The sequence below is a fragment of the Kitasatospora sp. NPDC050463 genome, assembly GCF_040655255.1.
Lineage (GTDB): Bacteria > Actinomycetota > Actinomycetes > Streptomycetales > Streptomycetaceae > Kitasatospora.
In genome coordinates, this window is sequence record NZ_JBFAJO010000003.1 from 171,679 (window position 1) to 195,622 (window position 23,944).

The 23,944-nt window shown below is 70.8% G+C and carries 23 protein-coding genes and 1 tRNA gene; 15 read left to right on the forward strand and 9 right to left on the reverse strand.

Annotated features, from left to right (window positions below; genetic code table 11):
• Positions 1-16 precede the first annotated feature (16 nt).
• The 12 genes from AB0J08_RS03615 (at position 17) to AB0J08_RS03670 (ending at position 10,617) form a co-directional block, all read left to right on the forward strand.
• Positions 17-532, forward strand: a complete 516-nt coding sequence (locus AB0J08_RS03615; RefSeq protein ID WP_360626221.1) for a hypothetical protein — start codon at positions 17-19, stop codon at positions 530-532.
• A complete protein-coding gene (locus AB0J08_RS03620) occupies positions 529-774 on the forward strand; it encodes a hypothetical protein (RefSeq protein ID WP_266269150.1) in 246 nt (81 codons plus the stop codon). Before AB0J08_RS03615 ends, AB0J08_RS03620 begins: the two co-directional genes overlap by 4 nt.
• Positions 775-850: 76 nt before the next feature.
• The gene (locus AB0J08_RS03625) at positions 851-1,801 is read left to right on the forward strand and encodes a hypothetical protein (protein WP_360626224.1); all 951 of its coding nucleotides are present in this window, start codon (positions 851-853) and stop codon (positions 1,799-1,801) included.
• Positions 1,798-2,283, forward strand: coding sequence for a hypothetical protein (locus AB0J08_RS03630; protein ID WP_360626227.1), 486 nt, complete (start codon positions 1,798-1,800; stop codon positions 2,281-2,283). Before AB0J08_RS03625 ends, AB0J08_RS03630 begins: the two co-directional genes overlap by 4 nt.
• 31 nt (positions 2,284-2,314) lie before the next feature.
• Positions 2,315-4,210, forward strand: coding sequence for a glycoside hydrolase family 15 protein (locus AB0J08_RS03635; protein WP_360626230.1), 1,896 nt, complete (start codon positions 2,315-2,317; stop codon positions 4,208-4,210).
• A gap of 462 nt (positions 4,211-4,672) precedes the next feature.
• A complete protein-coding gene (locus AB0J08_RS03640) occupies positions 4,673-5,113 on the forward strand; it encodes an NUDIX domain-containing protein (RefSeq protein WP_360626232.1) in 441 nt (146 codons plus the stop codon).
• Positions 5,110-5,694: an AAA family ATPase gene (locus tag AB0J08_RS03645; RefSeq protein WP_360626235.1), complete on the forward strand. Its 585-nt coding sequence runs from the start codon at positions 5,110-5,112 to the stop codon at positions 5,692-5,694. The genes AB0J08_RS03640 and AB0J08_RS03645 overlap by 4 nt, the downstream gene beginning before the upstream one ends.
• Positions 5,695-5,759: 65 nt before the next feature.
• Positions 5,760-6,248, forward strand: a complete 489-nt coding sequence (locus AB0J08_RS03650) for an NUDIX domain-containing protein (RefSeq protein ID WP_360626238.1) — start codon at positions 5,760-5,762, stop codon at positions 6,246-6,248.
• Positions 6,249-6,405: 157 nt separating this feature from the next.
• Entirely contained in the window at positions 6,406-8,469 is a 2,064-nt protein-coding gene (locus tag AB0J08_RS03655; protein WP_360626241.1) for an ABC transporter ATP-binding protein, read from the forward strand.
• Complete coding sequence (locus tag AB0J08_RS03660) at positions 8,447-9,100, forward strand: DUF5753 domain-containing protein (protein ID WP_360626244.1); 654 nt, start codon at positions 8,447-8,449, stop codon at positions 9,098-9,100. Before AB0J08_RS03655 ends, AB0J08_RS03660 begins: the two co-directional genes overlap by 23 nt.
• A gap of 400 nt (positions 9,101-9,500) precedes the next feature.
• The gene (locus tag AB0J08_RS03665) at positions 9,501-9,707 is read left to right on the forward strand and encodes a hypothetical protein (protein WP_360626247.1); all 207 of its coding nucleotides are present in this window, start codon (positions 9,501-9,503) and stop codon (positions 9,705-9,707) included.
• Between the two features lie 154 nt (positions 9,708-9,861).
• Positions 9,862-10,617: a phytanoyl-CoA dioxygenase family protein gene (locus AB0J08_RS03670; RefSeq protein ID WP_360626250.1), complete on the forward strand. Its 756-nt coding sequence runs from the start codon at positions 9,862-9,864 to the stop codon at positions 10,615-10,617.
• Here AB0J08_RS03670 and AB0J08_RS03675 read toward each other — a convergent pair.
• The 3 genes from AB0J08_RS03675 to AB0J08_RS03685 all read right to left on the reverse strand — a co-directional run bounded on the left by AB0J08_RS03675 (position 10,598) and on the right by AB0J08_RS03685 (position 12,729).
• Positions 10,598-11,404: a class I SAM-dependent methyltransferase gene (locus AB0J08_RS03675; RefSeq protein WP_360626253.1), complete on the reverse strand. Its 807-nt coding sequence runs from the start codon at positions 11,402-11,404 to the stop codon at positions 10,598-10,600. The two genes, AB0J08_RS03670 and AB0J08_RS03675, sit on opposite strands and share 20 nt — an antisense overlap.
• Positions 11,405-11,494: 90 nt before the next feature.
• The gene (locus AB0J08_RS03680) at positions 11,495-12,247 is read right to left on the reverse strand and encodes a hypothetical protein (protein ID WP_360626256.1); all 753 of its coding nucleotides are present in this window, start codon (positions 12,245-12,247) and stop codon (positions 11,495-11,497) included.
• Positions 12,248-12,486: 239 nt separating this feature from the next.
• Positions 12,487-12,729, reverse strand: coding sequence for a hypothetical protein (locus tag AB0J08_RS03685; protein ID WP_360626259.1), 243 nt, complete (start codon positions 12,727-12,729; stop codon positions 12,487-12,489).
• A 91-nt stretch (positions 12,730-12,820) separates the two neighbouring features.
• Here AB0J08_RS03685 and AB0J08_RS03690 point away from each other — a divergent pair, with 91 nt between their 5' ends.
• The 3 genes from AB0J08_RS03690 to AB0J08_RS03700 all read left to right on the forward strand — a co-directional run bounded on the left by AB0J08_RS03690 (position 12,821) and on the right by AB0J08_RS03700 (position 15,918).
• Positions 12,821-13,474, forward strand: a complete 654-nt coding sequence (locus AB0J08_RS03690; RefSeq protein WP_360626262.1) for a helix-turn-helix transcriptional regulator — start codon at positions 12,821-12,823, stop codon at positions 13,472-13,474.
• A gap of 394 nt (positions 13,475-13,868) precedes the next feature.
• A complete protein-coding gene (locus AB0J08_RS03695; RefSeq protein ID WP_360626265.1) occupies positions 13,869-15,116 on the forward strand; it encodes a site-specific integrase in 1,248 nt (415 codons plus the stop codon).
• A 247-nt stretch (positions 15,117-15,363) separates the two neighbouring features.
• Positions 15,364-15,918, forward strand: a complete 555-nt coding sequence (locus AB0J08_RS03700; RefSeq protein ID WP_360626268.1) for a hypothetical protein — start codon at positions 15,364-15,366, stop codon at positions 15,916-15,918.
• A 24-nt stretch (positions 15,919-15,942) separates the two neighbouring features.
• Here AB0J08_RS03700 and AB0J08_RS03705 read toward each other — a convergent pair whose 3' ends face one another.
• The 6 genes from AB0J08_RS03705 to AB0J08_RS03730 form a co-directional block, all read right to left on the reverse strand.
• The gene (locus AB0J08_RS03705; RefSeq protein WP_360626271.1) at positions 15,943-16,977 is read right to left on the reverse strand and encodes a hypothetical protein; all 1,035 of its coding nucleotides are present in this window, start codon (positions 16,975-16,977) and stop codon (positions 15,943-15,945) included.
• 95 nt (positions 16,978-17,072) lie between these two features.
• Positions 17,073-18,737: a UvrD-helicase domain-containing protein gene (locus AB0J08_RS03710; RefSeq protein ID WP_360626274.1), complete on the reverse strand. Its 1,665-nt coding sequence runs from the start codon at positions 18,735-18,737 to the stop codon at positions 17,073-17,075.
• Positions 18,734-20,638 (reverse strand): hypothetical protein, encoded by a 1,905-nt coding sequence (locus AB0J08_RS03715; protein WP_360626277.1) that lies wholly within the window; start codon positions 20,636-20,638, stop codon positions 18,734-18,736. Before AB0J08_RS03715 ends, AB0J08_RS03710 begins: the two co-directional genes overlap by 4 nt.
• 103 nt (positions 20,639-20,741) lie before the next feature.
• Positions 20,742-21,908: a hypothetical protein gene (locus tag AB0J08_RS03720; RefSeq protein WP_360626280.1), complete on the reverse strand. Its 1,167-nt coding sequence runs from the start codon at positions 21,906-21,908 to the stop codon at positions 20,742-20,744.
• A 493-nt stretch (positions 21,909-22,401) separates the two neighbouring features.
• Positions 22,402-22,475: transfer RNA gene (locus AB0J08_RS03725), tRNA-Pro, on the reverse strand.
• Between the two features lie 137 nt (positions 22,476-22,612).
• Positions 22,613-23,863: an MFS transporter gene (locus tag AB0J08_RS03730; RefSeq protein ID WP_360626391.1), complete on the reverse strand. Its 1,251-nt coding sequence runs from the start codon at positions 23,861-23,863 to the stop codon at positions 22,613-22,615.
• Positions 23,864-23,944 lie beyond the last annotated feature (81 nt).

The following is a 23,944-nucleotide window of genomic DNA, read 5'->3' on the forward strand; positions in this document are numbered from 1 at the left end:
CACGTAGGAGGACGCCGTGACCGCCGGCCCACTGCCCGAACTCTCCGAAGCGGAACGCCAGCTGATCACCCTCGTCGCCCAGGGCAACAGCGCCTCGCAGATCGCCGCTGCCCCCGGGTCGAGCAAGGACACGGAAGCCGCCCGCGAGGCGATCCAGGCGCTGTTCGCCAAGACCGGCACCCGCACCGTGCCGCACCTCGCCGCCTGGGCCGCCGCGCACCGGATCGTCACCGAGCCGGTCCGCCCCACCGGCGCTCTGAGCGTCAAGCCTCAGCTCCCACCGCGGCTGGCCCAGATCCTGCGCGGCTGGTCCGGTGGGCGAACCACCCCGGAGCTGACCGCCGACTTCGGTATCTCCCCGGCGACGATGCGCAGCTACATCAAGACCCTGTTCACCTACCTCGGCGTCGACAGCCAGCCGCAGGCCGGCGTCGTCGGGGTCCTCGCCGGCCTCGTCCGGCTCAGCGACATCGACCCATCGTGGCCCGCCGAACCGCTCGCCTCGGCCGTCGGCAGCGGAGCGGCGCGGTGAGCATCCGCCGTTCCGCCGCCCGCGCCGCAGCGCTGGCCACGGTGTGTTTCCTGCTCGGCGTCCTCGTCGGCGGCGCCACGCTCTACCTCCTGGAGCACCGCACCCAGTCCGGCCAACCCGTGTACCTCGGGATCTTCACCGCCGTCTCGTTCTCCACGCTGGCCGCCGTCGACCGGCTGGTCAACCGCCGCACCCCACCGAAGAACGCCGCCGCCGAGCCCCGGTGCCCTCCGGCCGGGTGACAACGCGCACCACGCTGCTCACACCCATGGCGGCCGTCCGGGCCAGGGCCGCACCCCTTTCGACCACAGAGAGCCGATGAACACCCCACCCGACCACCGCGCAGCTGGCACCGTCGCTAGCCGAGACCTCGACGGGCACCTGCGCAACCGCGCCGCCGTCCTCGTCGACCTCACCTCGCTCACCGACCTGCCCCGAACCGCACTGTCCGGCAGTGACCCCGCCCTGCTGGTCAGCGGCGCCCCGGGGCAGCTCACCCCCCCGGCGCCACTGCTGCGGCTGCTGCTGCGCGCCCGCTCGATCGCGATGCCGTGCGCCCTGATCGCCCCCTCCCTCGGTGGGGACCTGACCCGGCAGTTAGCCAACCTGCGCGTCGCGCACCTGTGGTCCGCCGCTGTCTGCTCCACCGAGCACACCGCGAACGGCACCAACCCCTACCGGGTCGCCGCCGACCTGCTCGATCAGCCGATCGGCCGCTGCCTGGCCGTCACTACCGCCTCGTCGCCCAACGACGCCGTCACCAGCGGTGCCCGCACGACGCTGGTCAGCACCGGCGGCTCCTTGGCACCCGCCGCACCGGCGGAGCACCTCACCGACGCCGAGCGCCAGCTGGCGCACCTGCTCGCGCTCGGCCACAGCACTGATTCGGCCGCCACCGCCCTCGGCCGCCGCCCCGCGACCACCGCGAGCGCGGCCTGGAACCTCAACCGGCGCATGGGTTTCAGCGACCGCACTCGAACCATCGCCCATCTCATCGCCGCCAAGCTGATCGACGCCGGGCCGCTGCGCGCGGCCATATCCGCCGAGCTCCCGGCCCTCGATCCGGCCGAACACCGCGTGCTCACCCTCCTCGCCACCCACGACGCGCGCTCCGCCGGCCGCACCCTGGGGCTCGACGAAGCCCAGGTCGGCCGGCTGATCAGACAGGCCGTGTCGCACCTGGGCGCAGCCAACCGCACCCACGCCGTCACCATGCTCCTGCTGGGCCGCCCCGCGCAGGCCTCCGCCAGCGACCCGGGTACGTCGTGAACACGCAGCTGCGGTACCTCGAGGCGCCGGAGCCGTACGCCCCGGACGGCCGCCCAGCGGTGTTCCTCGCCGGGGCAACCGTTGACTGCCCGGACTGGCAGAGCGAAGCGGTCGACCTGTTCGCGATCGCGGGCTTCGACGGCACGGTGCTCAACCCCCGGCCATCGCGCAACCCGGCCACCAACCCCTACCTTGCGTGGCTGCCGTTCGGCTGGCAGGACCGCAACATCCGGCGCACCGACGTCGTCCTGTTCTGGAACCCGATCGGCCACGTGCGCGTGCACGACTGCTACGAGGCTGGCCTGTTCTCCCCGTACGGCGGGACGGTGGTCGTCGGCTGCGACCCGGCCGACCCCGTCCAGCGCGCCAACCGTGTGCTGCTCGCGAACCTCATGCCGTGGTTGCCGGTGGCCGACACGCTCGCCGACACCGTCGCCGCCGCCCTCGCCACGCTCGCAGCCCGCGCCTCCGCTCACCGCTGACCACCCACCCACCCGCCCACGTCAGGACCCCATGCACACCGTCACCGCCCCTGCCCGGATCGAGGACCACGCGCTCCTCGGTAACACCGTCGCCGCCGCCCTGGTCCGCCCGGACGGCTCCATCAACTGGGCCTGCCTGCCCGGCTTCGACTCGCCGGCGGTGTTCGCCTCGCTGCTCGGCACCGCCGACCATGGCCTGTGGCGGGTCGGCCCGGCAGTCTACGACGGCGCGCCGCCCCCGGCGGCCGACCGCCGCCACTACGTGGGCAACTCCCTGGTCCTCCGCCAGGAGTGGGACACCCTCGCCGGTACCGTCGCGGTCACAGACTTCATGCCGGCGCCAACGGTCAGCGACCACGCGGAGCCGAGGATCATCCGGATTGTCGAAGGCATCAGCGGCGAGGTCCGCGTCGCCAGCGTCTTCCGCCCTCGTCCCGGCTACGGCGCCACCCGGCCGCGCGTCGAGCGGGTCGCCCGTGGAGTCCATCGGCTGTGGGTGGTCGCCCACCCGGACTCGTACTGGCTCGACGGCCCCCAGCACACCGCCAACGGGCGGGGCGTGTGCCGGGCCGACTTCACCGTCCGCGCCGGCCAGATCGTCGTGCTCACCCTCGCCTGGGCTCCCTCTCACCGTCCGGCGCCCGTCCCGCCGGACGCCTTCTCCGAGCTCGACGCGACCGCGGAGTTCTGGGAGCAGTGGGCAGCCAGCTGCACCTACCGCGGCCCGGACCGCGAGGCGGTGGTGCGCTCCGCCCTTACTCTCAAGGCGCTCTGCCACCCGGGCGGCGGTGTCGTCGCCGCGCCCACCACCTCCCTGCCCGAGCAGCTCGGCGGCGAACGGAACTGGGACTACCGCTACGTCTGGCTGCGCGACAGCGCGCTGACCATCGCCGCGCTGCTGCGACTCGGCTTCCTCGACGATGCCCGCCAGTGGCGCACCTGGCTGGTCGACACCGTCAACCCCGAGCGCCTCCAGCCGATCTACCGCGTCAACGGCGACGCCGACCTCGACGAACAGACCCTGGACCACCTGCCCGGCTACGACGGCTCCCGGCCCGTGCGCATCGGCAACGGCGCCGCCGACCAGCTCCAGCTCGACGTCTACGGCGAACTCGCCGACACCCTGCTGCTCGCCGAGGACGCCGGCCTCCCCCCGTCCCCGCAGTGCGACGCTCTGCTCCTGGCGCTCGCCGAACAGCTGGAGCAGCGCTGGCACGAGCCCGACGAGGGAATCTGGGAAATCCGCGGGCCGGCCCGGCACTTCACCCACTCCAAGGTCATGTGCTGGGTGGCTGTGGACCGGACCTTGCGGCTGCTGGAACGCCGAACCACCACGGCCCCTGCCGTCCTCGCCCGGCTCGCCCGCCTGCGCGAGGAAATCCACACCGACGTCTGCACGCGCGGCTTCAACCCCGAGACCGGCACGTTCACCCAGTCCTACGGCAGCCGTGCCCTCGATGCCTCACTGCTGCTCCTGCCCCTGGTCGGCTTCCTGCCGCCGGACGACAAGCGCGTCATCCGCACCGTCGAAGCTGTCCAGCGCGAACTCACCGAGCACGGGCTGGTGCTGCGCTACGCCACCCACGGGGAGACCGGCGGCAACGTGGACGGGCTCGCCGGCCACGAGGGCGCCTTCCTGGCCTGCACGTTCTGGCTGGCCGAGAGCCTTGCCGCCATCGGCCGGCTCGCCGAAGCCCGCGAGCTGTTCGACCGGCTGCTTGGCCTGCGCAGCGATCTCGGGCTCCTCGCCGAGGAGTACGACCCCCTCGCCCGGCGGCAGCTCGGGAACTACCCGCAGGGGTTCTCCCACTGGAGCCTGGCGGACGCGGCCGTCCGCCTGGCCGCCAGGCTGCAAACCCAGTGCCCGGCGCTGCCCGGGCCGCGCGCCGCCGTCGGCGAGGCGCTTCCCGCCGCTGTGGTGGCGTAGTGGGCAAAAGCGATGTGCGCAACGCCGTCCGAGGGTCGAAGGTGAACGTCGTTGTCCAGGCCGCCAGCATCACCGGTGTACACCTTCACCCGGGGCCGTCTCCGCGACAACTCCTCGGAAGCGCCTGCGACACCGAGCGCCTCCCGAGCCGGGTCGCCGCCCCGGCGGACGTGTGAACGCCCGCCTCCCGCCGAGCATGGCGCGCTTGTCAGTCCCCCGTGGCACACTGCCCTGTTCGACCCGTAACCGCCCTACCCGTATTACGAGTTGGGGCTGTTCACCGGATCGTGTGGCTTCTGCCGCGACACGCCGACACGGCCCCGCCGGGCCGCCTACGGTGGGACAGCCGCCCACGCACTCACGTACGACGAACGATCACCAGTTTGATCGCAGCTTCGCCATGCCCTGAACCGGACGCGCTCCCCGCGCCGGTTCCCTCACACCCTGGGAAGGAGACGTCCCGTGCCGCACACGCTGGTTGTGGGAGTCCACCTGGTCCTGATCGAGAACGGCCGGGTGCTGCTCGGACAGCGCGCCAACACCACCTTCGCCAACCAGCACTGGCACGCCCCGGCCGGCCACCTCGAAGCGGGAGAGTCTGTCCTGGCCGGCATGGCCCGCGAGGCCGACGAGGAACTCGGCATCACCATCCGGGAGGAGGACCTCGACCTGGTGCACACCCTCCACCACCTCGACGCCGACGACGGTGCCGGACGCCTCCAGCTGTTCTTCGCCCCTCGCGCGTACCTCGGCAAGATCACCAACCGCGAACCGGACAAGTGCACCGCCCTCCGCTTCTGGCCGCTGGACGACCTTCCGGAGCCGATCGTCGGCTACACCGCCGACGCGCTCACGCAGATCACCGCCGGCCGCCCACTGTCCGTCGTCGGATGGCCGGCATGAGCACCACGAGCCACCCAGGACTCCCGTCGGTCGGGGCACCCGCGGGGAGCGCGGAGACTCGGCTCGTAGTCGTCCGGGGAAACTCGGCGTCGGGCAAGTCGTCGGTGGCGGCGGGCATCCGGGACCGATTCGGCCGTGGCCTGGCCGTGGTCGCCCAGGACAACCTCCGACGCATCGTGCTGCGCGAACGGGACCGGCCCGGCGGCACGAACATCGGCCTGATCGACACGGTGGCACGGTACGCGCTGGGCGCCGGCTACCACGTCGTCATCGAAGGCATCCTGTACGCCGATCACTACGGCGAGATGCTCACCCGCCTGGTGGGCGACCACCGCGGCGTCACCCGCTGCTACTACCTCGACATCCCGATAGACGAGACGCTGGTCCGGCACGCCTCGAAGGCCGATCGCGAGTACCTGACGGCCGTCACCGAGCGTGAACTGCGCGACTGGTACTGCGAGCACGACGTCCTTCCCGGCGGCATCGAGACCGTCATCGGCAGCGACAGCACCCTCCACGACACGGTCGACCGCATCATGCGCGAGACCGCGCTCTCCCAGTTGCCCCCGCGCGACACGTAGAAGCGCAGTTACTCGACCGTCGCCTCCCCTCCATCGCCCCCTCAACCTTCAACCAGGAGCACCTGATGCACGAGACGAGCAGGCTATCGGTCTGCGTCATCGCCCACGACCTGAACACCGATCGGATCGCCACCCTCCTGTACGGGCAGCGCAGTTGGACCCCCGGGCCCGCGTGGACGATCCCGGGTGGAAAGGTCGACCCCGGGGAAGAGATCCCCGATGCTGCCGCCCGGGAGCTACGTGAGGAAGCGGGGCTCATCGCCAAGCCATCCGACCTGCGCCTGGTGCACACCATCCAGGCCAAGGAGGGCTGGGACGGGCGCGGCGGGTTCATGCTGTTCGTCTTCGCCACCAGCGAGTTCACGGGCGAGCTGGTCAACGTCGAGCCGGACAAGCACCTGGAGGTGCGCTGGCACCCCGCCGCAGGCGTCCTGCCCAGCCCGATGTTCCCGACCTCCAAGGCCGCGGTGGAGGCGTATCTGGCCGGTGGGCCCGCGTTCTCCACCCACGGATTCGACCCCGCCTCCGGACAGCGGGAGCTCGTCGAGACGTGACCGGCGCCCGTCTGCACCGTGCCGGGCGAGTGCGCCCGCCCGGCACGGTGCAGTCCGGTCCAACCCTGCCCGGTCCGTACCGGTCGCCCCACGGCTACGCCGGACCCTGACGGCACTGGCGCCCGACCACCGCGTTCCCCTCTGCGAAAGGGAGTATGTGACCAGCACGCCCAAGACCTCGACGGACTCCGTGCCGGACAGCGAGCAGCTGCTGTTCGGCGGGCCGATGCGCTACGACTACGGCTGGGCCAAGCACGAGATGGCCAGCGGCGAGGTGACGTTCTGGGCGGTCGCCCGGCAGATGCCGCGCTTCCTGCGCCTAGCTGGAGGTATGGCGTGGCAGGCCGACCGCGCGGCGCTGCTGACCCTGGTCGGCGCCGAGATGATGCGCGGCCTGGCCGCCGCTTTCGCGCTGATCGCCACCAACCACGCCCTGGCCGCACTACTCGCCCCCGGCCATGTCACCGACGTGCTGCGAGCCGCCTCGCCGGCGATCGTGATGGTCGGATTGATAGCGGGCCTGTCCTCGGTGCTGTCCGCCGCCTCTGCCTGGGCCGGAGGCAGGCTGGAACCAGCGGTCTTCCGCCAGGCCACGATGGAGTTCCTGGGCATCGTCGGCCGCTCCGAGCTGGAGGCGATCGAAGACTCCGAGTTCCTCGCCGAGGTGGACAGCGCCCGCTGGGGCGCGATGTCACTGCAGCGCATCATCGGCCAGGCCACCTCCGTCCTCACCGCCACCTTCAGTCTCGTCTCCGCCGCCGGCGTCCTGTCCGTCCTCCACCCCGCCCTGCTGCCCATGCTGCTGCTGATCACCGCCCCGCGCGGCTGGGGAGCTGTCCGCACCGCCCGCCGCCACTACGCTTCCAGGCGGGCCTGGCTCCAGCACTCCCGGGCCAGCAGCGCTCTGGCGGACATGCTGATCCGGCCGTACTCCGCGGCCGAGCTGCGGGTGCACGCATGCGGGCCGTTCATCCTCCACCACTACGAGCAGATGGCCCGCGCCGCCGAACAGGAGCAGGCCCGCCTCGCCGGCGCTCGGGCCCGCACGGACCTGCTCTCCGCGGCGCTGGCCGGCGCCGCCGCCGTCGGCGCCTTCGCCCTCCTGGGCTCGCTCGTCATGAGCGGGGCGATCCCACTGGCCGCCGCCGGGACCGCCGTGGTGGCCATCCGCACCGGCTCGGCGAGCATCGGCGGCCTCGTCTCCCAGATCAACCAGCTGTACGAGGAGTCGCTGTTCGTCCGCGACCTCGACCAGCTGCGCCGCGAGGGCCACCGCCGGGCCATCCCCACCGGCGGCACACCGCTGCCCGAGCGCCCCGAGACAATCACCGTCGAGGACGTGTCCTTCACCTACGACGGCCGCGAGACCCCGGCGCTGGACAAGGTCACCATGACGATCCCCCGGGGCAAGGTCATCGCCCTGGTGGGAGCCAACGGTTCGGGCAAGTCCACCCTGGCCAACATCCTGTGCGGGGTCTACCAGCCACACCAGGGCTGCGTCCGGTGGGACGGCATCGACACCGCGACCGCCGACCGCGACCAGCTCTTCAGCAGCGTCGCCCTGCTCGCCCAGAGTTTCCAGCGCTGGTCCTTCACCCTGCGCGCCAACCTGCTCCTCGGCCGCCCCGAAGTCGCCTGCGAGCAGCGACAGCTGGAGACCGCCGCCGACTATGCCGACCTTCACCCGGTGGTCGAGGAGCTGCCGCGCGGCTGGGACACCCTCGTCGCCAAGGGCTTCGAGGGCGGCGTCGGCCTCTCGGGCGGCCAGTGGCAAAAGGTCGCCCTCGCTCGAACTCACCTGCGCCTGACCACGCCGGATGCCCACGGCCGGCTCCCCGCCCTCGTGGTGGTCGACGAGCCGACGTCCGCGATGGACCCGGAAACCGAGGTCGAGGCGTTCGAGCAGATCCGCCAGCTCACCGCCCTCGGCGTCACCGTCGTCCTCATCACCCACCGCCTCGGCGCCACCGCCAAGGCCGACCGCATCTTCGTCCTCGACCACGGCCGCCTCGTAGAACAGGGGAGCCACTCCGAGCTCATGGCCCAGGAACCGGCCACGCGCTACCGCGAGTCGTATCTCCTCCAGGCCGCCCAGTACGACCTCGGCGACCGGCTGCCCCACCAGACCACCGCCAGTGCCTGTCACGCTCACTCGGTAGTCCCCGATCCGAGCCGATTCGACCAGCAGGGAGAAGCCAGTGAGCGCACCGAACTCAGCTGAAACGCCGCAGCCGTCCGACGCCACCTCGTGGGACGACCTGCTGGCCCGCGGCACCGAGCACATCCAGCGCGCCTTCCACGAACTCACCGCCGCCACCAGCGACTACGCCGGACACAGCCCCGACCTCATCTGGGGCAACCTGCAGACTCCCGCGTACGCGCAGGAGGTCCTGCGCATGGTCGCCCGTCTGCACCAGCTCCCCGACGACTCGCACGCCGGCGCGGCCGAACGAACCGCCCGCGCCCGCTACCTCGGGCAGGACGGCCGGACCTACCACGTCATGCTCGGAGAACAGGCCCTGCTGACCGGCATCGGCGGCCCCGAGGTGATGCGCGCCCAGCTGGAACACCTGCTGGCCGCCCTGGACACGCCGGGACTGCGGCTGGGAATCATCCCGGCCCGAGCCCGCCTGCACGTCTACCCCGGCGACGGCTTCGGCATCCACGACGGCACCCGCGTGGAGGTGGAGGGCTACCGCGGCTGCGAGACCATCTCCGACCCCAAGCGCGTCGGCCTCTTCCACCGAGCCTTCCGGCTGCTCCAGGAATCCGCCGTCTACGGACAAGACGCCCGCGCCCTGATCACCGAGGCCCTGCACGGCTGGCAATCCCCACCTGGCCTTGGCCGTTGACGGCCTCGGACTGCCGGCCCGCTGACCCTACCGACGCGCAGCACTGACATTCGTCCGAACCTGTCCAGATCAGACCGGAGTTCTTCTTCCCTCCCGGCACGGAGCCGATGGACCTCTCCGGCGGAGAGGAAGTCGGCCCCGTGGACTACGTCATCGCCGCGGCAGCGGCGGCGTGGATCGCTCGCGGCGCGGGCGGGCGCGTAGCGATGCAGCAGAACCTGCGGCTGGCCCTGTTGAAGGAGGTACGCCGCGCGGAGAGCGTAGCCACCGGTGCACCAGAGCGCGAGCAGGTCAACGACGTCAGCGACGCGGACGCGCTCGCCCTGCTCACCGACCTGTACGACGAGGACTACGTCCGGCTGATCCCCGGCCCCGTGACCGGGGCCCCTGGGAGTGGGACATGCTGGCCATCCTCAAGGCACACCTGCTGGAGACCCCCGCCGACGCCACCACCCCCGAACAAGCCCAGGCGCTCAAGGTCAAGCTCGTGACCATCCTGCAGGCCGCCGTGGCCACGGTCGAAAAGCCGAAGGCGCCCATGGTGCGCCCGGTCGGCAAGCGGGTCCAACCCAAGCGCCAGCCGAAGAAGAAGCGGAACGGCAAGTAGTCGGTGGGCTCAGGGTTGGCCGGATGCCTCCGGCGGCAGGATCTCTCCCCAACCCGGCGGAGGCCGTCTCGTTGGTCCCTCGGGGGCAGCGGAAATTCCGTTGCCCGCCCGGGCCGGCTAACGATTCCATGGCCACATGGAGACGACAACTCCCTTGGCTGTCAGCAGCTTTCACCGTGACGGCTACTGCGTTGTGCCCGATGTCCTCACCGCCGAGCAGGTGAGCCACTGGCGTTCGGCGCTCGCGCGGCACGTTGCGGCCCAGCCGCCCGAGCCCGGCCGAACTGGCCCGTACTTCCTGTGGCCGCCCCTCGCCGACCACCCCGACCTGCGGGCCCTCTACGAGGAAAGCGGCATCGGCGACGCCGTCCGCGCGTTTCTGCGCTCCGACCTCACCTTGCCGACCCCGGAGGTCGCACAGCTGGCGCTCACCCTGCCGCCGCACCTGCACCACCCCGGCGCCCCTCACATCGACGGCCTCACCCCCACCGAGGACGACGGCCGCCCCGGCACGTTCACCGTCCTGGCCGGCCTCCTCCTCACTGACCAGCGCCAGCACGACCGCGGCAACCTCTGGGTCTGGCCAGGCACGCACCTGAGCGCAGCAGCGTGGCTGCGCCGCCACGGCGCGGACGCCCTGCGCGACGCCACGCCCTACCCGCCCGTGGACCTGCCCACCCCGCTCCAGGTGACCGGCACAGCCGGAAGCCTGGTCCTCGTCCACTACCTGCTCGCCCACAACATCGGCGGCCACTTCGGTACCGCCGCCGACGAACGCCGCGAGACCGTGTACTTCCGGCTGCGCGCGGTCGGCCACCGCGAACGCTGGCGCGAGGTTGTGACGGACCCGCTGTTGGAGTTCGCGCTGCCGGGTCGGAGGGGAGGCTCCGTCACGGACGGCGGGCGATGATCACCTCCGTGCGGATCGTCTGCTCAAAGGTGCCCACCGAGTCGAAGGCCAGCAGGGCATCGCGGACGTCGTTCACGAACGCCTTCGCGTCCGGGCCGAGTTGGCGCGGGCTGCTGTAGCTGTAGGAGAGCTGCAGGCCGGCCACCTCGCCTGCGGTTCGGGCGATCGTCCGGTCCCAGTGCGCGGTCTCGATCCGGGAGAACGGGGAACGGACCAGCACGTCCTGGTGGCGCTCGGCCGGGTGGGTGTAGGTACCGCGCCCGGCCCGGCGCTCCGGCCCGAGGTACCGGACCCGGACTTCCCTGATCGCGTCCGACCAGGGCGGCGGGGCGATGTCGCCCGGAGTCCCGCCGGAGGCCAGCACGATCGCGCCTCCGTCGTCGATGAGGGCATCCAGGTCCTGGGCGACAACGGCGCGGTCCATCCAGTGGAAGGCGGCTCCTGCGGTCACCAGCCGGAGCGGCGGCAGGTCCATGCTGGCCAGTTGTGCCGCCTCGCCCAAGCGCCATTCGATGTTGGTCACGCTGTCGGCGGCGGCGAGCGCTCGAGCCTCGGCGAGCATGCCCGGCTGCGGATCGATGGCGATCACTGAGTTCACCATGCGGGCCAGCGGGAGGGCCACCGCTCCAGTGCCGGTGCCCAGGTCCAGTGCCGACCCGGTGCCGTCGAGGCCGAGGCGCTCGGCGACATGGGTGAACATCCGCTCGTCGTAGCCCGGCCGGTAGGCCGCGTAGTACGGCGCGGTACCGTCGAACAGCTCGGCCGGCTCATTACTCGTATCCGCCACGCAGCCACCCTGCCACCGCCGACCCGGCCGCATCGGTCTGGCTCCGAGCTTGGGAACGTGGTAGCGGTCGCAGTGTCGCCCTCCCGGCAACTACTCCTTCCGGCTCCGGGCGCGCTTCGGTACTGGTACTTCCCTCCCGTGCCAGGCGGCCTGCAGGGCAGGCAGCAGATCGGCTCGTGTCAGGCCGAAGTCCTGGAAGCCGGTGCCGAACCCCGAATGCGGAAGCCCGAGCGCCGGCAACGACTCCTCGCGGACCACCAGCTCCGAGGCGGAGGTACTGAGATCGGCTTCCACGTGCGAGGCGAGTTCCGGTCGGCCCAGGAGGGTCACCGCGTTGCGCAGGAACAGGGCGCACGTGTCGGCGTCGAACTTCTGGGTGTGCTCCCGCTCCAGAACCAATCCGATCAGACCGCTCTCGCGCTCGCTAAGGAACAGGCCGAGGACGGCCGGAACGCGCCCGACGAGCCAGGAGACCTCGCTCGTGTGCAGCCGTGCACACGGAAGCGTCGTGCGGAAGAGGTCGCGCAGGTCCCAGCCGAGCTGCAGCTGATACTCGTGAAAGATCGCAACGATGTCGCCGGCGTTGGCCAGCACGATCCCCTGGAGCATGTACGCCCATGCGCGGCAAGCCTGTTCGAGCGTGCTCTTGAGCCTTCGCGCCAGGTCGGGCGCGCGGTGGCCGACGCGCTCCAGTTCCCGGCGGAGCAGGTGCCCGGTCGCCGCGGAGGGTTCGTGGCCGGTGGCGACCTCCTCCAGCCACACGGGGAGCAGGTCCTTGTTGGCGTAGGCGCGACTGTCGTAGCCGACAGTGATCTCGGCGGCCGAAAATTCGTCGTCGATCACGTCGAGGAACGCTGTGTACCGGTCCTGATGCTGGCGCGGCGTCCTGCCGCTGAGCACCCATCTAGCCGCCAGCATCACTGGCAGGCGTTCCTCCGACGTCGCGTTGGCCTAATCAAGATCCGACATGCAGTTCCTCTCGACAGCTCGCTTGCCCGAGATCCGTGGGCGCGGGAGCGGACACCACTGCCTGCATGAGGGATCGTCCCACGTCGAAGCCGGTATGCCCGGCAGCGAGTTGCCTACGCCGCGTTCCGCGAGCTGCGCGGGCGCAGGAAGTGGAGGAGGTCAGCGGTGATCACGCGATAGCTGCCACCCACCTCCACGACGGTGACCGGGTAGCGGCCCTCCCGGACCATGCGGTACCCGACCGTCCGGCCGAGCGAGAGCAGCTCGTTGGCCATCGACAGCGGAATCGCCGGCGGGAGGGCGGCGAGAGCTTCCGGCGAGTACCTTCCCGGCCGGGCAGTTCGGACTGCGTTCACGGCAACTTCCCTCCCATGCGATGTTCTCTGTGCGAGAAATATCTATCACATCCGCCTTGGGCGAAGAACATGGCCCATGTATTCTTCCTCTGTGACAGAATCCAAGGAGCACTGGCCGGCTGCGCTCACCGCGCGGATCGCCCAAGCAGTCAAGACGCACCGCGTCCAGCGCGGCATGACGACCAGCGATCTCTCGGCAGCGTGCGTGGCACGAGGCGTGCCGATCGCCGCGAACACCATCACCAAGATCGAGAAGGGGCTGCGGGACTCGCTCAAGGTGGAGGAAGCCCTCGTTCTCGCCCACGCCCTCGATCTGCCGCTCGTGGCGCTCCTCATCCCGCTGGAGGGCCAGGCCGACGTCGACCTCCTGCCAGAGGTGACCCTGTCCGTCTGGGAGGCAGCAGCGTGGGTCACCGGCGAGGACAACCTCGGCGAAGCACCACCGCCGGGTTCGGCACGAGCCGTACTCGCCGTGTTCCGCGAACACGACGTCGACGTCCGCACCGCACTGATCTCCACCCGCGAAGCCCACAGCCGCCGCCTCCAGGCACGCCAGGCCCTCGGATCAGCCCGCTACGAGCAGCTGGCCCGCCAGGCGGACGAACTCGACCGCATGGCCCACGAGGACTGCACTCGACTCAAGGCCGTCCGAGACCAAATGCGGGCCAACGGACTCCAGCCGCCGCCCCTGCCCTCCGCACTCGACTTCGTCGACTCGGCAAGACCTGCATCGGCCGACAGCTAACCCTTCGCATCTACTTCCGCCAGCCCCGAGGATCACCGACATGCCCCGATCTTCCGAACAACCTCCGGCTCTCGCCCCGTGCCCGGTCCCTATCACGGGGCGTACGGCGTGAGCGGCCTGCAGCCTGTCGGTGGAACCGCTGCAGAACACCGGGACGGGACGGCACGTCCTTCCGCCGTTGATCTGCTCCACAGCGGCTGGTACACCGCGGACGAGCTTGCGCCCCTTCTGAAAGTCGATCCGTCGACCCTCCGCCGCTGGCGCACCGCCAAGCCCCCGCAGGGTCCGCCTTTCGTCCGTCTCGCCAACCGGACCGTCGTCTACTCCATTCCTGACACCCAGGCGTGGCTCGAATCCCAACGAACAGTTCCCACGAAACCGGAGGCCGCATAGCTTGGCTGACACCCCCCTGATCGTCCCGATCGCAATCGACCTGACCGACGACATCGAGTTCCGGCCGGACCGCCGCCCCGAATTCCGGTACCGCGCTCGTGTGCGCTGGTGGGATCCCGAGGGCGGCGGACGGAAGTCCCTGTCCAACTCCGTTGCCTCGGAAGACGAGGCGAAGGATTGGATCGACCGCCTGCGCAAGGCAGCCAAGCGCGGAATCGTTCCGTCGCTCTCGAACGTGACGTTGGCGGACTACGGGGACCAGAACTGGGACCTGGCCATGCGCGGCCTGGAGCCGAAGACCCTCGACCCCTACCGGGCCGGGTGGAAGCTACGGGTCGTCCCGACCATGGGACATGTCCCGGTGGTGTCGATGACGAACGGCATCACCGACCGGGCCCTGCATGCCTGGATATCCGACGAGGTCGGCAAGTCCTCCGTCAAGAACACCCTTGCCCCCCTCGTCCGGGTCATGGAGCAGGCCCGCCGCGACGGCATCATCGACCTCAACCCGTGCCGGATGACCGGCTGGCAGTCCCTGTACAAGCAGTACGAGGACGAGCTGGACAACCCGCGCGCCCTCGCGCTGCCCGACTGGGACACCCTCGACGCCCTCGCCGAGGCGCTCGTCGCCCGCTCCCACGGCAACTACCGGATCTGGGGCGACGTCGTCCGCTTCGCCGCCTGCACCGGCGCCCGCATCGGCGAGGTCTCCGGCGTCCGGGTCCAGGACATCAACCGCTTTGACTGGACCTGGGACCTGAGCCGACAGACCACGCCCGGCCCCGGCGGGCTGGCCGACAAGGGCACTAAGGGCAAGCGCCGACGCACCGTCCCGATCATCGAAGAGATCCGCGACATCGTGACCTGGCGGCTCACCGTCGTCGGACACGACCCGATGGCACGGCTGTTCACCGGCCCCCGCGGTGGCCGCATCAGCACCGCCGTGCTCCGTGACGCCACCCACTGGGATGAGGTCGTCACTGCACTCGGCTACGCCTGGCTTCGCCGCCACGGCCTGCGGCACACCGGTCTCACCTGGTTCGCCGACGCGGGAGTGCGTCTGCACGTCCTCCAGCGAATCGCCGGCCACGGGCAGATCACCACGACCCAGCGCTACCTGCACCCCTCGCACGACGACTACATCGAGGCCGGCAACAAGCTCAGCATCCACCTCAACGCGGGCCGAGTGACCGCGCCGGCGGATCCTGAGCCCACCGCCCCCCTCCGCCACCTCCGCGTCGTCCGCTAACGGCTGTCGGGGTGTGCACCCACCGGTGGGTGCGGCGAAGTCGAGGGCGAAGGAGCGCACCGGGCCGGCGCCGGCCGTGCGCAGGGCCCGGGCGGCCGGCCTCCGGCGCCCGGAGCGGCTCCGGCAGGCGGACCGGGGTGCCACCGGACTCCCCTTCGCCCCACCGGTGGGTGCACACCCCGACGGCCGTTCCACACATACGATCCCCGAAGCCACCAGGCACGCCGCCAAGCCCCCAGAGCAGACCTTGAACCATGACAGCGCGCCGTTCCAGAAGGTCCTCGGGCAGACGCTCACCGAACTGGCCCGCCGCGGCGTCACGCTGGGGCCCAACGGAGTAGCGGACGCCATCGAGCAGCAGGCAACCGCCATCGCGGCGGCGCGCGGCATCAGGAAGCGCGAAGCGTTGACCCATATCGACCCCGCCTCGCTCGCCGAAGCCGTCGCCTCCGTGGCCCGACAGCGCGAACACGACGGCCTCGTTGCGGGTGAGGGCCCGTTCCCGCCCGTGGACAACCCCGAGCTCGCGATGATCCTCGCCGGCGTACCGGATGCCCTCGTGGAGAGCGGAGGCGACCTCTACTCCGTCATCCTCAACGTCGCGGTCAACGCCTGGATGGCCGGCCACGTGCACGGTGAAGACGGCTGCAGCGGCTGCGACTTCCGCGGCGACACCGGCCACGACTGGCAGGCCCGCATGGCCACCCTTAGCGCGGCGGCCCCGGACATCACGAAGTGGTTCAACCGGGACGTCTGGACGAAGGCCCTGGAGAACAGCGGCTACACCCTTGCGCGCCGCTGAACCCCTCAGCGCCGCAGCGGCTGGTCATAGGTACACAACCACCAGGCCATCGGCATGCTCGGCCAGCTCCGCCGGAACACCGTCGGACGGGCTTCGCAGTGCTGCCTCGACGTAGTCGGGGAGCCCCGTGCGCAGACCGCGCAGTGCATGCTCGAAGAACGGGCGGCCGAAGTGGCCCCGCGCACCGGGCAGCGTGTCGAAGACCCGACCGCCGACTTCCACCTGGTCGGTGTGGACGTCGGGCAGGACCGCCGTCTCGAAAGTGCCAGCCGCCTGCTGGGCGAGCTTGTCGGTCATGAACTGGGCTACCTTGCGTGCCCCGATCTGCCCAGGGGTCAGCAGCTCGCGCAGACCGTTCATGCCCGGGCCCAGTCGCATCCGGTAGTAGCGGATGGAGGCGGGGTCGTCGTTGGCGCGGCCCGGCTCGGTGAGCCTGCTGAGGGGCTCCGCGTGGTGGAAGACGTCCTCGATCGGATCGAAGCCGCCGAGGAAGGGCAGCTTGCTCGGCGGGGCTGTCGCCCGGAGCCTCGCGTTCTCGACCGTACGCTGCGCGTTGAGCGCGGGCAGGATAGTCACGCCAGCGCCCTGGCGCTGGTGGCACAGCACGCCATGGTGCCGCTGAGAGCACCGCATTGTGCTGCGGTATGCGGCATCGCCGGCGTAGAAGGCGTAGGCAGCCAGAACCTCGAAGAAGTCGGAGGCCGCGAGGAGTTGGTCCATCTGCAGGCCGGTCCGGGTCTCATGGTGAAAGCCGATCCTCCACCCCCGGCCCTTATGGTGAATGACCTTGGCCTGGACGAGGCAGCCGAATGCCTCTCCACTCCGGTCGACCCACCACCAGAGGTAGTCCCCTCCGACCCGGCTCTCCTGCTGCTTCGAGAACTTCACGTAGGTGACCTCGGGCACCAGGCGGCTGCACAGCAGCGTGGTGATGTACTCCTCTTCGAACATCACGTTCTGGGCGAGCAGGAAGCCCATTTCCTCCTCGGCTGCGGCGGTGGCCCGCAGGAAGGCCCGGTGCACGGGCGGCAGATAAAGAGCAGGCTGTTCAACGCTCACTTACGCCTCCAAGGACAAGGCCCCTCCACTGTGTCACTCCCATTGGCGGTCGGCGGCCCCAGGCGGACAGGTGCCGCGCCGGAACGCCCGGTTGTTCACCGGAGGGCCGCCACCAGCGGCCTCCAGAGCGGGTGGGCTAGGTCGGGCACCACGAGGTGCGCGGTCTTCCTCGCCCGAGTCATCACGACGTACAGCAGCTTGGAGCCGGTGGGGAAGGGCTCGCGTTCGGAGCCGTGGTACTCGTCGCTGCCGAGCAGCAGGATCGTGACGTCCGCCTCGCGCCCCTTGGTCTGGTGGAGGTTCATGACCTGGATGGGAGCGCGCCGGGCCGTGACCGTGCCGACCAGGGCATCGTCGCGGGCCCGGAGCATCTCCTGCTCAACTGCCGCGATGCTCGCGCCATCGGCCAACTTGGTCAGGGCGAAACGGGTTTGGCGAGCGGCTTGGAGCCAGGTCTCCTGACCGCGGGAAGCTCCGACCGTGCTGTAGGCGTTCGTGATCACCTCGGCAAGCCGTGTGAGGTCGGAATGTTCCCCACCTTCAACAGCGTCCCGCAGGTCACGGGCCAGTCGCTTCAGAGCGTTCCGTAGGACGGAGTTGGTGGCCGGGGCAAGCATCTGGTTGGCGAGCGGGACGCGGGCTGTCCTCTTCTTCTGTTCGGTCGCCTGGACGTAGATGGCTAGCGCGCGCAGAACGTTGGAGCCTGGCAGGTCTAGGGCGAACTTGAGCAGCGCCAGCTGCGCGGCGAGCGCTTCGCCGTATGCCTCGGTGAGACCGACCAGTTCGTGCACCATGCCCTCGACGCGAAGCGCGTCGGAGAGGCTGAACGTGGCCTGGTTGGTGTGGGTGAAGATCGCGACCGTGTGGCCGTTCTTCCGGGCCGCCCGGACGAGGTCGATGACCTCGGCGTGTCCATGGCCGGACGTGTAGTCGGTGACGGAGATCCGGCCGCCATCGGCGGCGGTACGGATGGCGGGGTGCGCGAAGTCCCTCCGCAGGGCGGCTTCGGCGGCGGCCGGCAGGGTGCCGCTGGGGTCGCGCCAGCTGATAGGCGGCAGCGGGATCTTCTCGGCGCCGGACAGGAGCATGGCGGTGGCGATCCGGGCATCAGCGTCGATCTTCTTGAACCCGGCGTAGATGCACTGGTTGGCGTCGCCCAGGAGGATGCGCCGGGCGGCCGGCGCGATGCGCTGGAGGAACTGCCACTCCTGATCGTCGGTGTCCTGAAACTCGTCGCAGATCACGAGCCCGTACCGGCTGCTGTAGTGGTCCCGGACCTTTTCCAGCGCCAGCAGGCGGTTCGCGACTGGGAGCAAATCGTCATAGGTGAGGCCGGAGCCGGTTGTGGAGGCTTCGAAGAGTCGTTGCGCCTCGCTCAGCACCGTCTGGGGCGCCGGGTAGCCGTGGTGCTGGCCGAAGCTGGTGATGATGCGCCAGGCAAAGCCGTGGAAGGTTGCGATCTCCAAGCGCGGCGCCAGGGGGCCGATCACCCCGGAGGAGCGGTCCAGGATCTGGGCGACCGCTGTACGGGAGAAGGAGAGGAAGAGGACCCGCTCGGGGGCGGGCAGCCTCGTCCGTCGACCGGACCGCTGCGCGGCTTGGCGCCGGAGCGCCAGCTTCTCGTCCGCTCTATCGAGGTGGCGCCGGGCTGCGGCAACGGCCGTGGTGGTCTTCCCTGTTCCCGCTCCACCGAGGACCACGAGCACCGGCGCGGTGCTGTCGATGACGTCCTGCTGCGCCCCCTGCGCTTCGTAGGTCACGCCGCGTCCCCGGTCGGCCGGGCGACGTCCGGCAGGTCGATCATGGCGGGGCCGCTGTAGGCGGGGTTCGCCGCGAGGGCAATGGCGTCCAGGATCGCCTCCAGGAGCGGCGGATGGACCACCGGCTGTTCTTCCTCGGCCTCGCTGGCGTCCTCGCCCTGGTCGACCAATGGTGGCTGCAGCTCCTGGTAGAGGGCGTCCAGGAACGGCTCGTGGAGGCCCTTCTTGTGAAGGCGGTCGCCGAGCCTTGTAACGGTCTCCTCAGTGGCTCCGCCGGCCAGGGGGTCGGTTTCACCGAAGGCCGTGAGGACCGAACTGGCCGTGGCCAGCTGGGAGTAGGCGACACCGGCCGTCATCGCGCGTTCGATGGCGGTCTTCTCCGGCAACCTGATCACCACGTCACACGCCTGCTGAACCTTGGCGACCTGGGCGCTGGTCTGCGGCCCCGGCTTGTCTCGGTCGATCACCCCGACGACGTGGAATCCGAGCTGCTTGGCGAGGTCGGCGATCCGAGGGACCTGGTCGATCCCGCCGTCTCCTCCCGTGCCCGCCGCGACGAGGCGGACACCGAAGGCAGAGAGGGGCAGCTTGGCTGGCGGGTACCGGCGGTTGGCGGCTGCGAGCACCGCGACGTCGTGTGGGCCTTCGGTGACTGCGACGGCTGGCGCGGTGATTGCGGGGAGCAACTGCGTGTGGAGCTGGCGGTGGGCGACCAACTCCTTGCGGTCACGGACCTGCGGGAGCTGATGGTGGGTGCGGGCGCCGTTGTGGCGCACGAGGCGGACGACCTCAGTGGGTTCGAACGCGCGTGCCACGTCGGGCCGGCGGGTGGACAGCCAGGTCTGGCCGGAGCGGTTGCGGATGAGCGAGGCGAGGTGTTCGGCGGTCGCGGCGTCGAGCTGGTCGCCGAAGTCGTCGGCGAGCACGATCGCGCCGGGGACGTTGGCGAGGAGCATGGCTTCGGCCATGGAGAGGATCGCGGTGACGGTGCTGCCGTGGTTGGCCAGCGCCAGCGGTCCGGCGGTGTCCAGCCGCAGGGAGGCTCGGAGGGTGCGCAGGAGAGCCGCGACCGAGCCGTCCTCGGCGAGGAAGCCGACGTCCGTGGCGCTGATCGGGGCGTCGCCGAGGCGGGTGCCGGTGCCGCCGACCGCCAGCACGGCGTCGACTGCTTCGGTGATGGCAGGGTCCGCGGACAGGGCGGTCACCGCGTCGCTCACTGCGTCACGGAGGACCTCGAACGCTGCGGTGGCGGCCTTCGCGTCGCGCTCCTCGATGTACCGCCGCAGGCTTCCACCGGCGCGCAGCTGAAGCGGGACGCTGGCGTTGAGGGTGATGACGGGAAGTTCACGGCGCACGGCGGCGGGCACCCGGATGTACTGTCCGGTCTCCGGGTTGCTGCGGTCCGGGTAGTAGACCGCGCTCTCCAACGTTTCGGCCTCGGAGTCGTAGCTGAGCCGGTAGGCGATGCGGACGCACTGGGGCGCGGTAGGGTCGGCCTCGTCGCTCTCGACCGCGGCTCCGGACGGGTCCAGCGGCTGGAGATGGCCGTCGACCAGCTGCTCGATGGCCGGGTCGAGGTCGGTCAGCGTGACCTCGACCTCCGCGAAGTCGGCCCGGGCGAGCGGCTCGGTCTCGCACGGCGCTAGGCCGGAGCCGCTGTCGTCCCCGAGCTCCAGTTCGTCGTCCTGCGGGGCGTCCGCCTGTTCGGCGGGAAGCTCCTGGTGGAGGTCGGAGAGGCGGGGGCTCTGCGCGGCGTCCGGGTCGAGCACGCGGGCCAGCGCCTCGACGATGTCGCTACGGCCGGCGCGAGGAACTCCCGCCAGCACGACGTGGTCACGCGGACGCAGGTCGAGGGACTTCCAGCCCCGGAAGTTCGAGATCAGCAGGCGGGTAACTCGCACCACGCCATCATCGCGGACAACAGCCCGCTCCGGCACGCATTTACCGCAGGAATGAACAGAACGGACGTTCAGGGCTGATCTGCCCGATTCAGGCCGACCCGGATTAGCCGAGAGCCTCCTCGGCGATCCGGCCCCAGCTGGGCCGCGGTTCGCCGACCGGGTGCACGAGCGTCAGCAGGCGGCCTTCGAGGAACAGGTCGAGCCGATGACCCTGCTCGGCCTCCAGGCGGCGGCGCTGGGCCCGGAGGTCCGCGGGGACATGCTCGCCGAGCACGCCGACGAGCACCTCGTGGCGTGCGGGGCCGACGGCGTCCGCCCTGAGCCAGGTCCCGCGCACCGGCACGCCGCCGAGCTCGCCCAGGTAGCGCTCATCCCGGCCGAAGGCCCGGTCCATCGCCGCGTCCACCACCTCCTGGGCGCTGCCGGCCGACGCCTCGTCAATGACAATCCCGTCGGGTACATCCTTCGTCATGAGGAGGGGCGGGTCCAGGTAGTCTTCCGGATCCGTCTCCACCCGCCGGCGGGGGTCGGGCCTCGGAACGCGGAAGCGCCAGGGCTGCTGACTTCCGGGCTGCTCGATCCATCCGGTCTTCAAGCCGGCCGTGGCCGGGGAGTCCTCGGGCAGGAAGATGTCGACGTAGACGCCGCCGGTGCCGAGCCAGACCCAGCTCATGAAGTAGTCGTGGTCGCTGTGGTCCGCGGACCACGCTGCGAGCTTCTCCAGGCGCTTGCGCTGGTCTGCGGTGCCCTTGACCGCCGGGAGCATCTGCTTGGCGTCCCTGCGCCGGCCGCGCGCCTCGCCGGCGAGCGGGCCGGCGGCGAGGTCGTAGAGCAGGTCCGGGCGGACGCCGGTCTTGGCGTAGGCGCCCACCAGCTTGTCGGGCAGGACGTCGAAGCTGCTCAGCCCGTCGGTGCCGGACTTCCAGTCGAACAGGGTCTCGCTGGCGGCCGTCATGACGCCGAGCCCGGTGCACTCGCTGACGAAGCGTCGGATGTGTCCGGAGCTGGAGTCGAGTGCGCCGCAATCGACCCCGAGCGGCCCAGCTCCGGCATCCCCGTCCAGGTAGCTGAGCAGCAGGCTGATCTCGTGGTCACGTACGCGCTGGTCGACCGTGCGGCGCAGGTCGCAGGCCAGGGCGTTGATGTTGGCCAGCGCGGCCAGCGACACCGGGAGCGGCCCTTGGCCGACCTCCACCGCCTGGACCGCCTCCGCCCCCGCGGGCCCCTTCTCGACCGTGAAGCGCCAAACCCGCGCGTGCACCGTACTCATGGGCGAAGCCTACGGCCGCCCCACGACAACCCGGCCCGGCCGGCCGTGTGCTTGTAGAGGGTGGACAACGGTGCAGAGGCGTACCGGTGGGGCCGAACTCGGTTGAAGTGCAAACGTCCCGGGACGCGGGAAAGGCGAGCGCGGGTTCCTGATGTCGGGTCGGACTTCCCCTGCGGCCCGAACGGGAGCCCGTTTCCCGCGCTCACTCGGCGATTCGCAGTGCGGGCGGGCAGAATCTCTGCGGGAGTTTTGCGGGAGGGTGCCCGTGCGGCTTTCCCCGCGGCTATTCTGACTGGGAGGGGACAGGTGGGTCTTCGGCCGGCTGGTCCCCAGGAGCAATTCCTCGCGGCCCCTCCGGAGGATGCTGGTCCCCAGCTGGTCCCCAGCAAGATCGTTTAGGGGTGTTCGCAGGTGGCTCGTTTCCCTGACGGGGCATCATGCGAAAGGCCGCTGACCTGGGATTTCTCCCGGCCAACGGCCTTTCCGACTCACGTCGGGACGACAGGATTTGAACCTGCGACCCCTTGACCCCCAGTCAAGTGCGCTACCAAGCTGCGCCACGTCCCGTGGTCTCGGCGCCTTCGGCGGAGCCTGGGGGGCTCTGCGGTGGGGCTTCTCGACCTTGTCGCCGGTGTGCTGGCGACGTGGAAAACAATACAGCACGTCGGGGGGTGCTCGCTGCCAGGTATCGCGGGCCGGCGGGGTCAGGGGGTGGGGTGGCGGGCGTCGTAGCGGAGGAAGGCGGGGCGGCGGGCGGCGAGAAGGACGATGGCGGCCACGCAGGCGAGGCCGCCGCTGATGACGGAGGTGGCGGGGCTGGTGAGGGAGGCGACGGTGCCGGACTCGAAGTCGCCCAGGCGGGGGCCGCCGGCGACGACCACGATGAAGATGCCCTGGAGGCGGCCGCGCATCTCGTCGGGGGCGGCGACCTGCATCATCGTGTTGCGGAAGATCATGCTGACGGTGTCGGCGCAGCCGGCCACGGCGAGCAGGGCGAGGCCGAGCCAGAGGTTGTGGACCACGCCGAAGGCGGCGATGGCGAGGCCCCAGGCGGCGACGGAGGCGAGGACGGCCACGCCCTGGCGGTTGACCCGGCTGACCCAGCCGGAGAACAGCGCGCCGGTGAGGGCGCCCACCGCCGGGGCGGCTACCAGCAGGCCGACGGTCCGGGCGTCACCGGCGTAGAAGGTGACCGCGATGGCGGGGAAGAGGGCGCGCGGCATGCCGAAGATCATCGCGGCCAGGTCGGCGAGGAAGCTGGTGCGCAGGTTCGGCTGCTCGCGCAGGAAGCGCAGGCCGTCGAGGACGGAGGCGCGGCCGCGGCGGTCGCCGAGCGGGCGCATGGCCGGCAGGCGCCACATCGCGTACAGGGTGGCGGCGAAGGCGACGGTGTCGACCAGGTAGGCGGCCTGGGTGCCGTAGGCGCCGATGAGGACGCCGCCGAGCATGGGGCCGACGGTGAGGCCGAGGTTCATGCTGACGGTGTTCAGGGCGTTGGCGGCGGGTAGTTGGTGGCTCGGGACGAGGCGCGGGATCATCGCCGACCGGGCGGGCGAGCTGAGCGCGAAGAAGCCGGCCTGGACGGCGACGGCGGCGTAGAGGACGGCGACGAGGCCGAGCCCGGCGAAGGCCTGGGCCGCGAGGACGGCGGAGACGACGGCGAGGCCGACCGAACCGATCAGGCCGAGCCGGCGCCGGTCCACGGTGTCGGCGATCGCGCCGCCGTAGAGGCCGAAGGCGATCAGCGGGAAGAGGGAGAAGAGTCCGACCAGGCCGGTGGCGAAGCTGGAGCCGGTCATGTCGTAGACCTGGACGGAGACGGCGACGGCCGTCATCTGCTGGCCGATCGACGAGACCGCCTGGCCGAACCAGACCCGCCGGTAGTCGACGTTGTCGCGCAGGGGGCTGAGGTCGGCGAAGGCCCGCCGGTACCAGGGGATGGACGCGGCGGGCAGCTCGGCGGCCGCGGATGTGGCGGACGCGGGCCGCGCGGAAGGAGCGGGAGGGTCGGACGGCGCGGGGGCCGGACCGGCGGG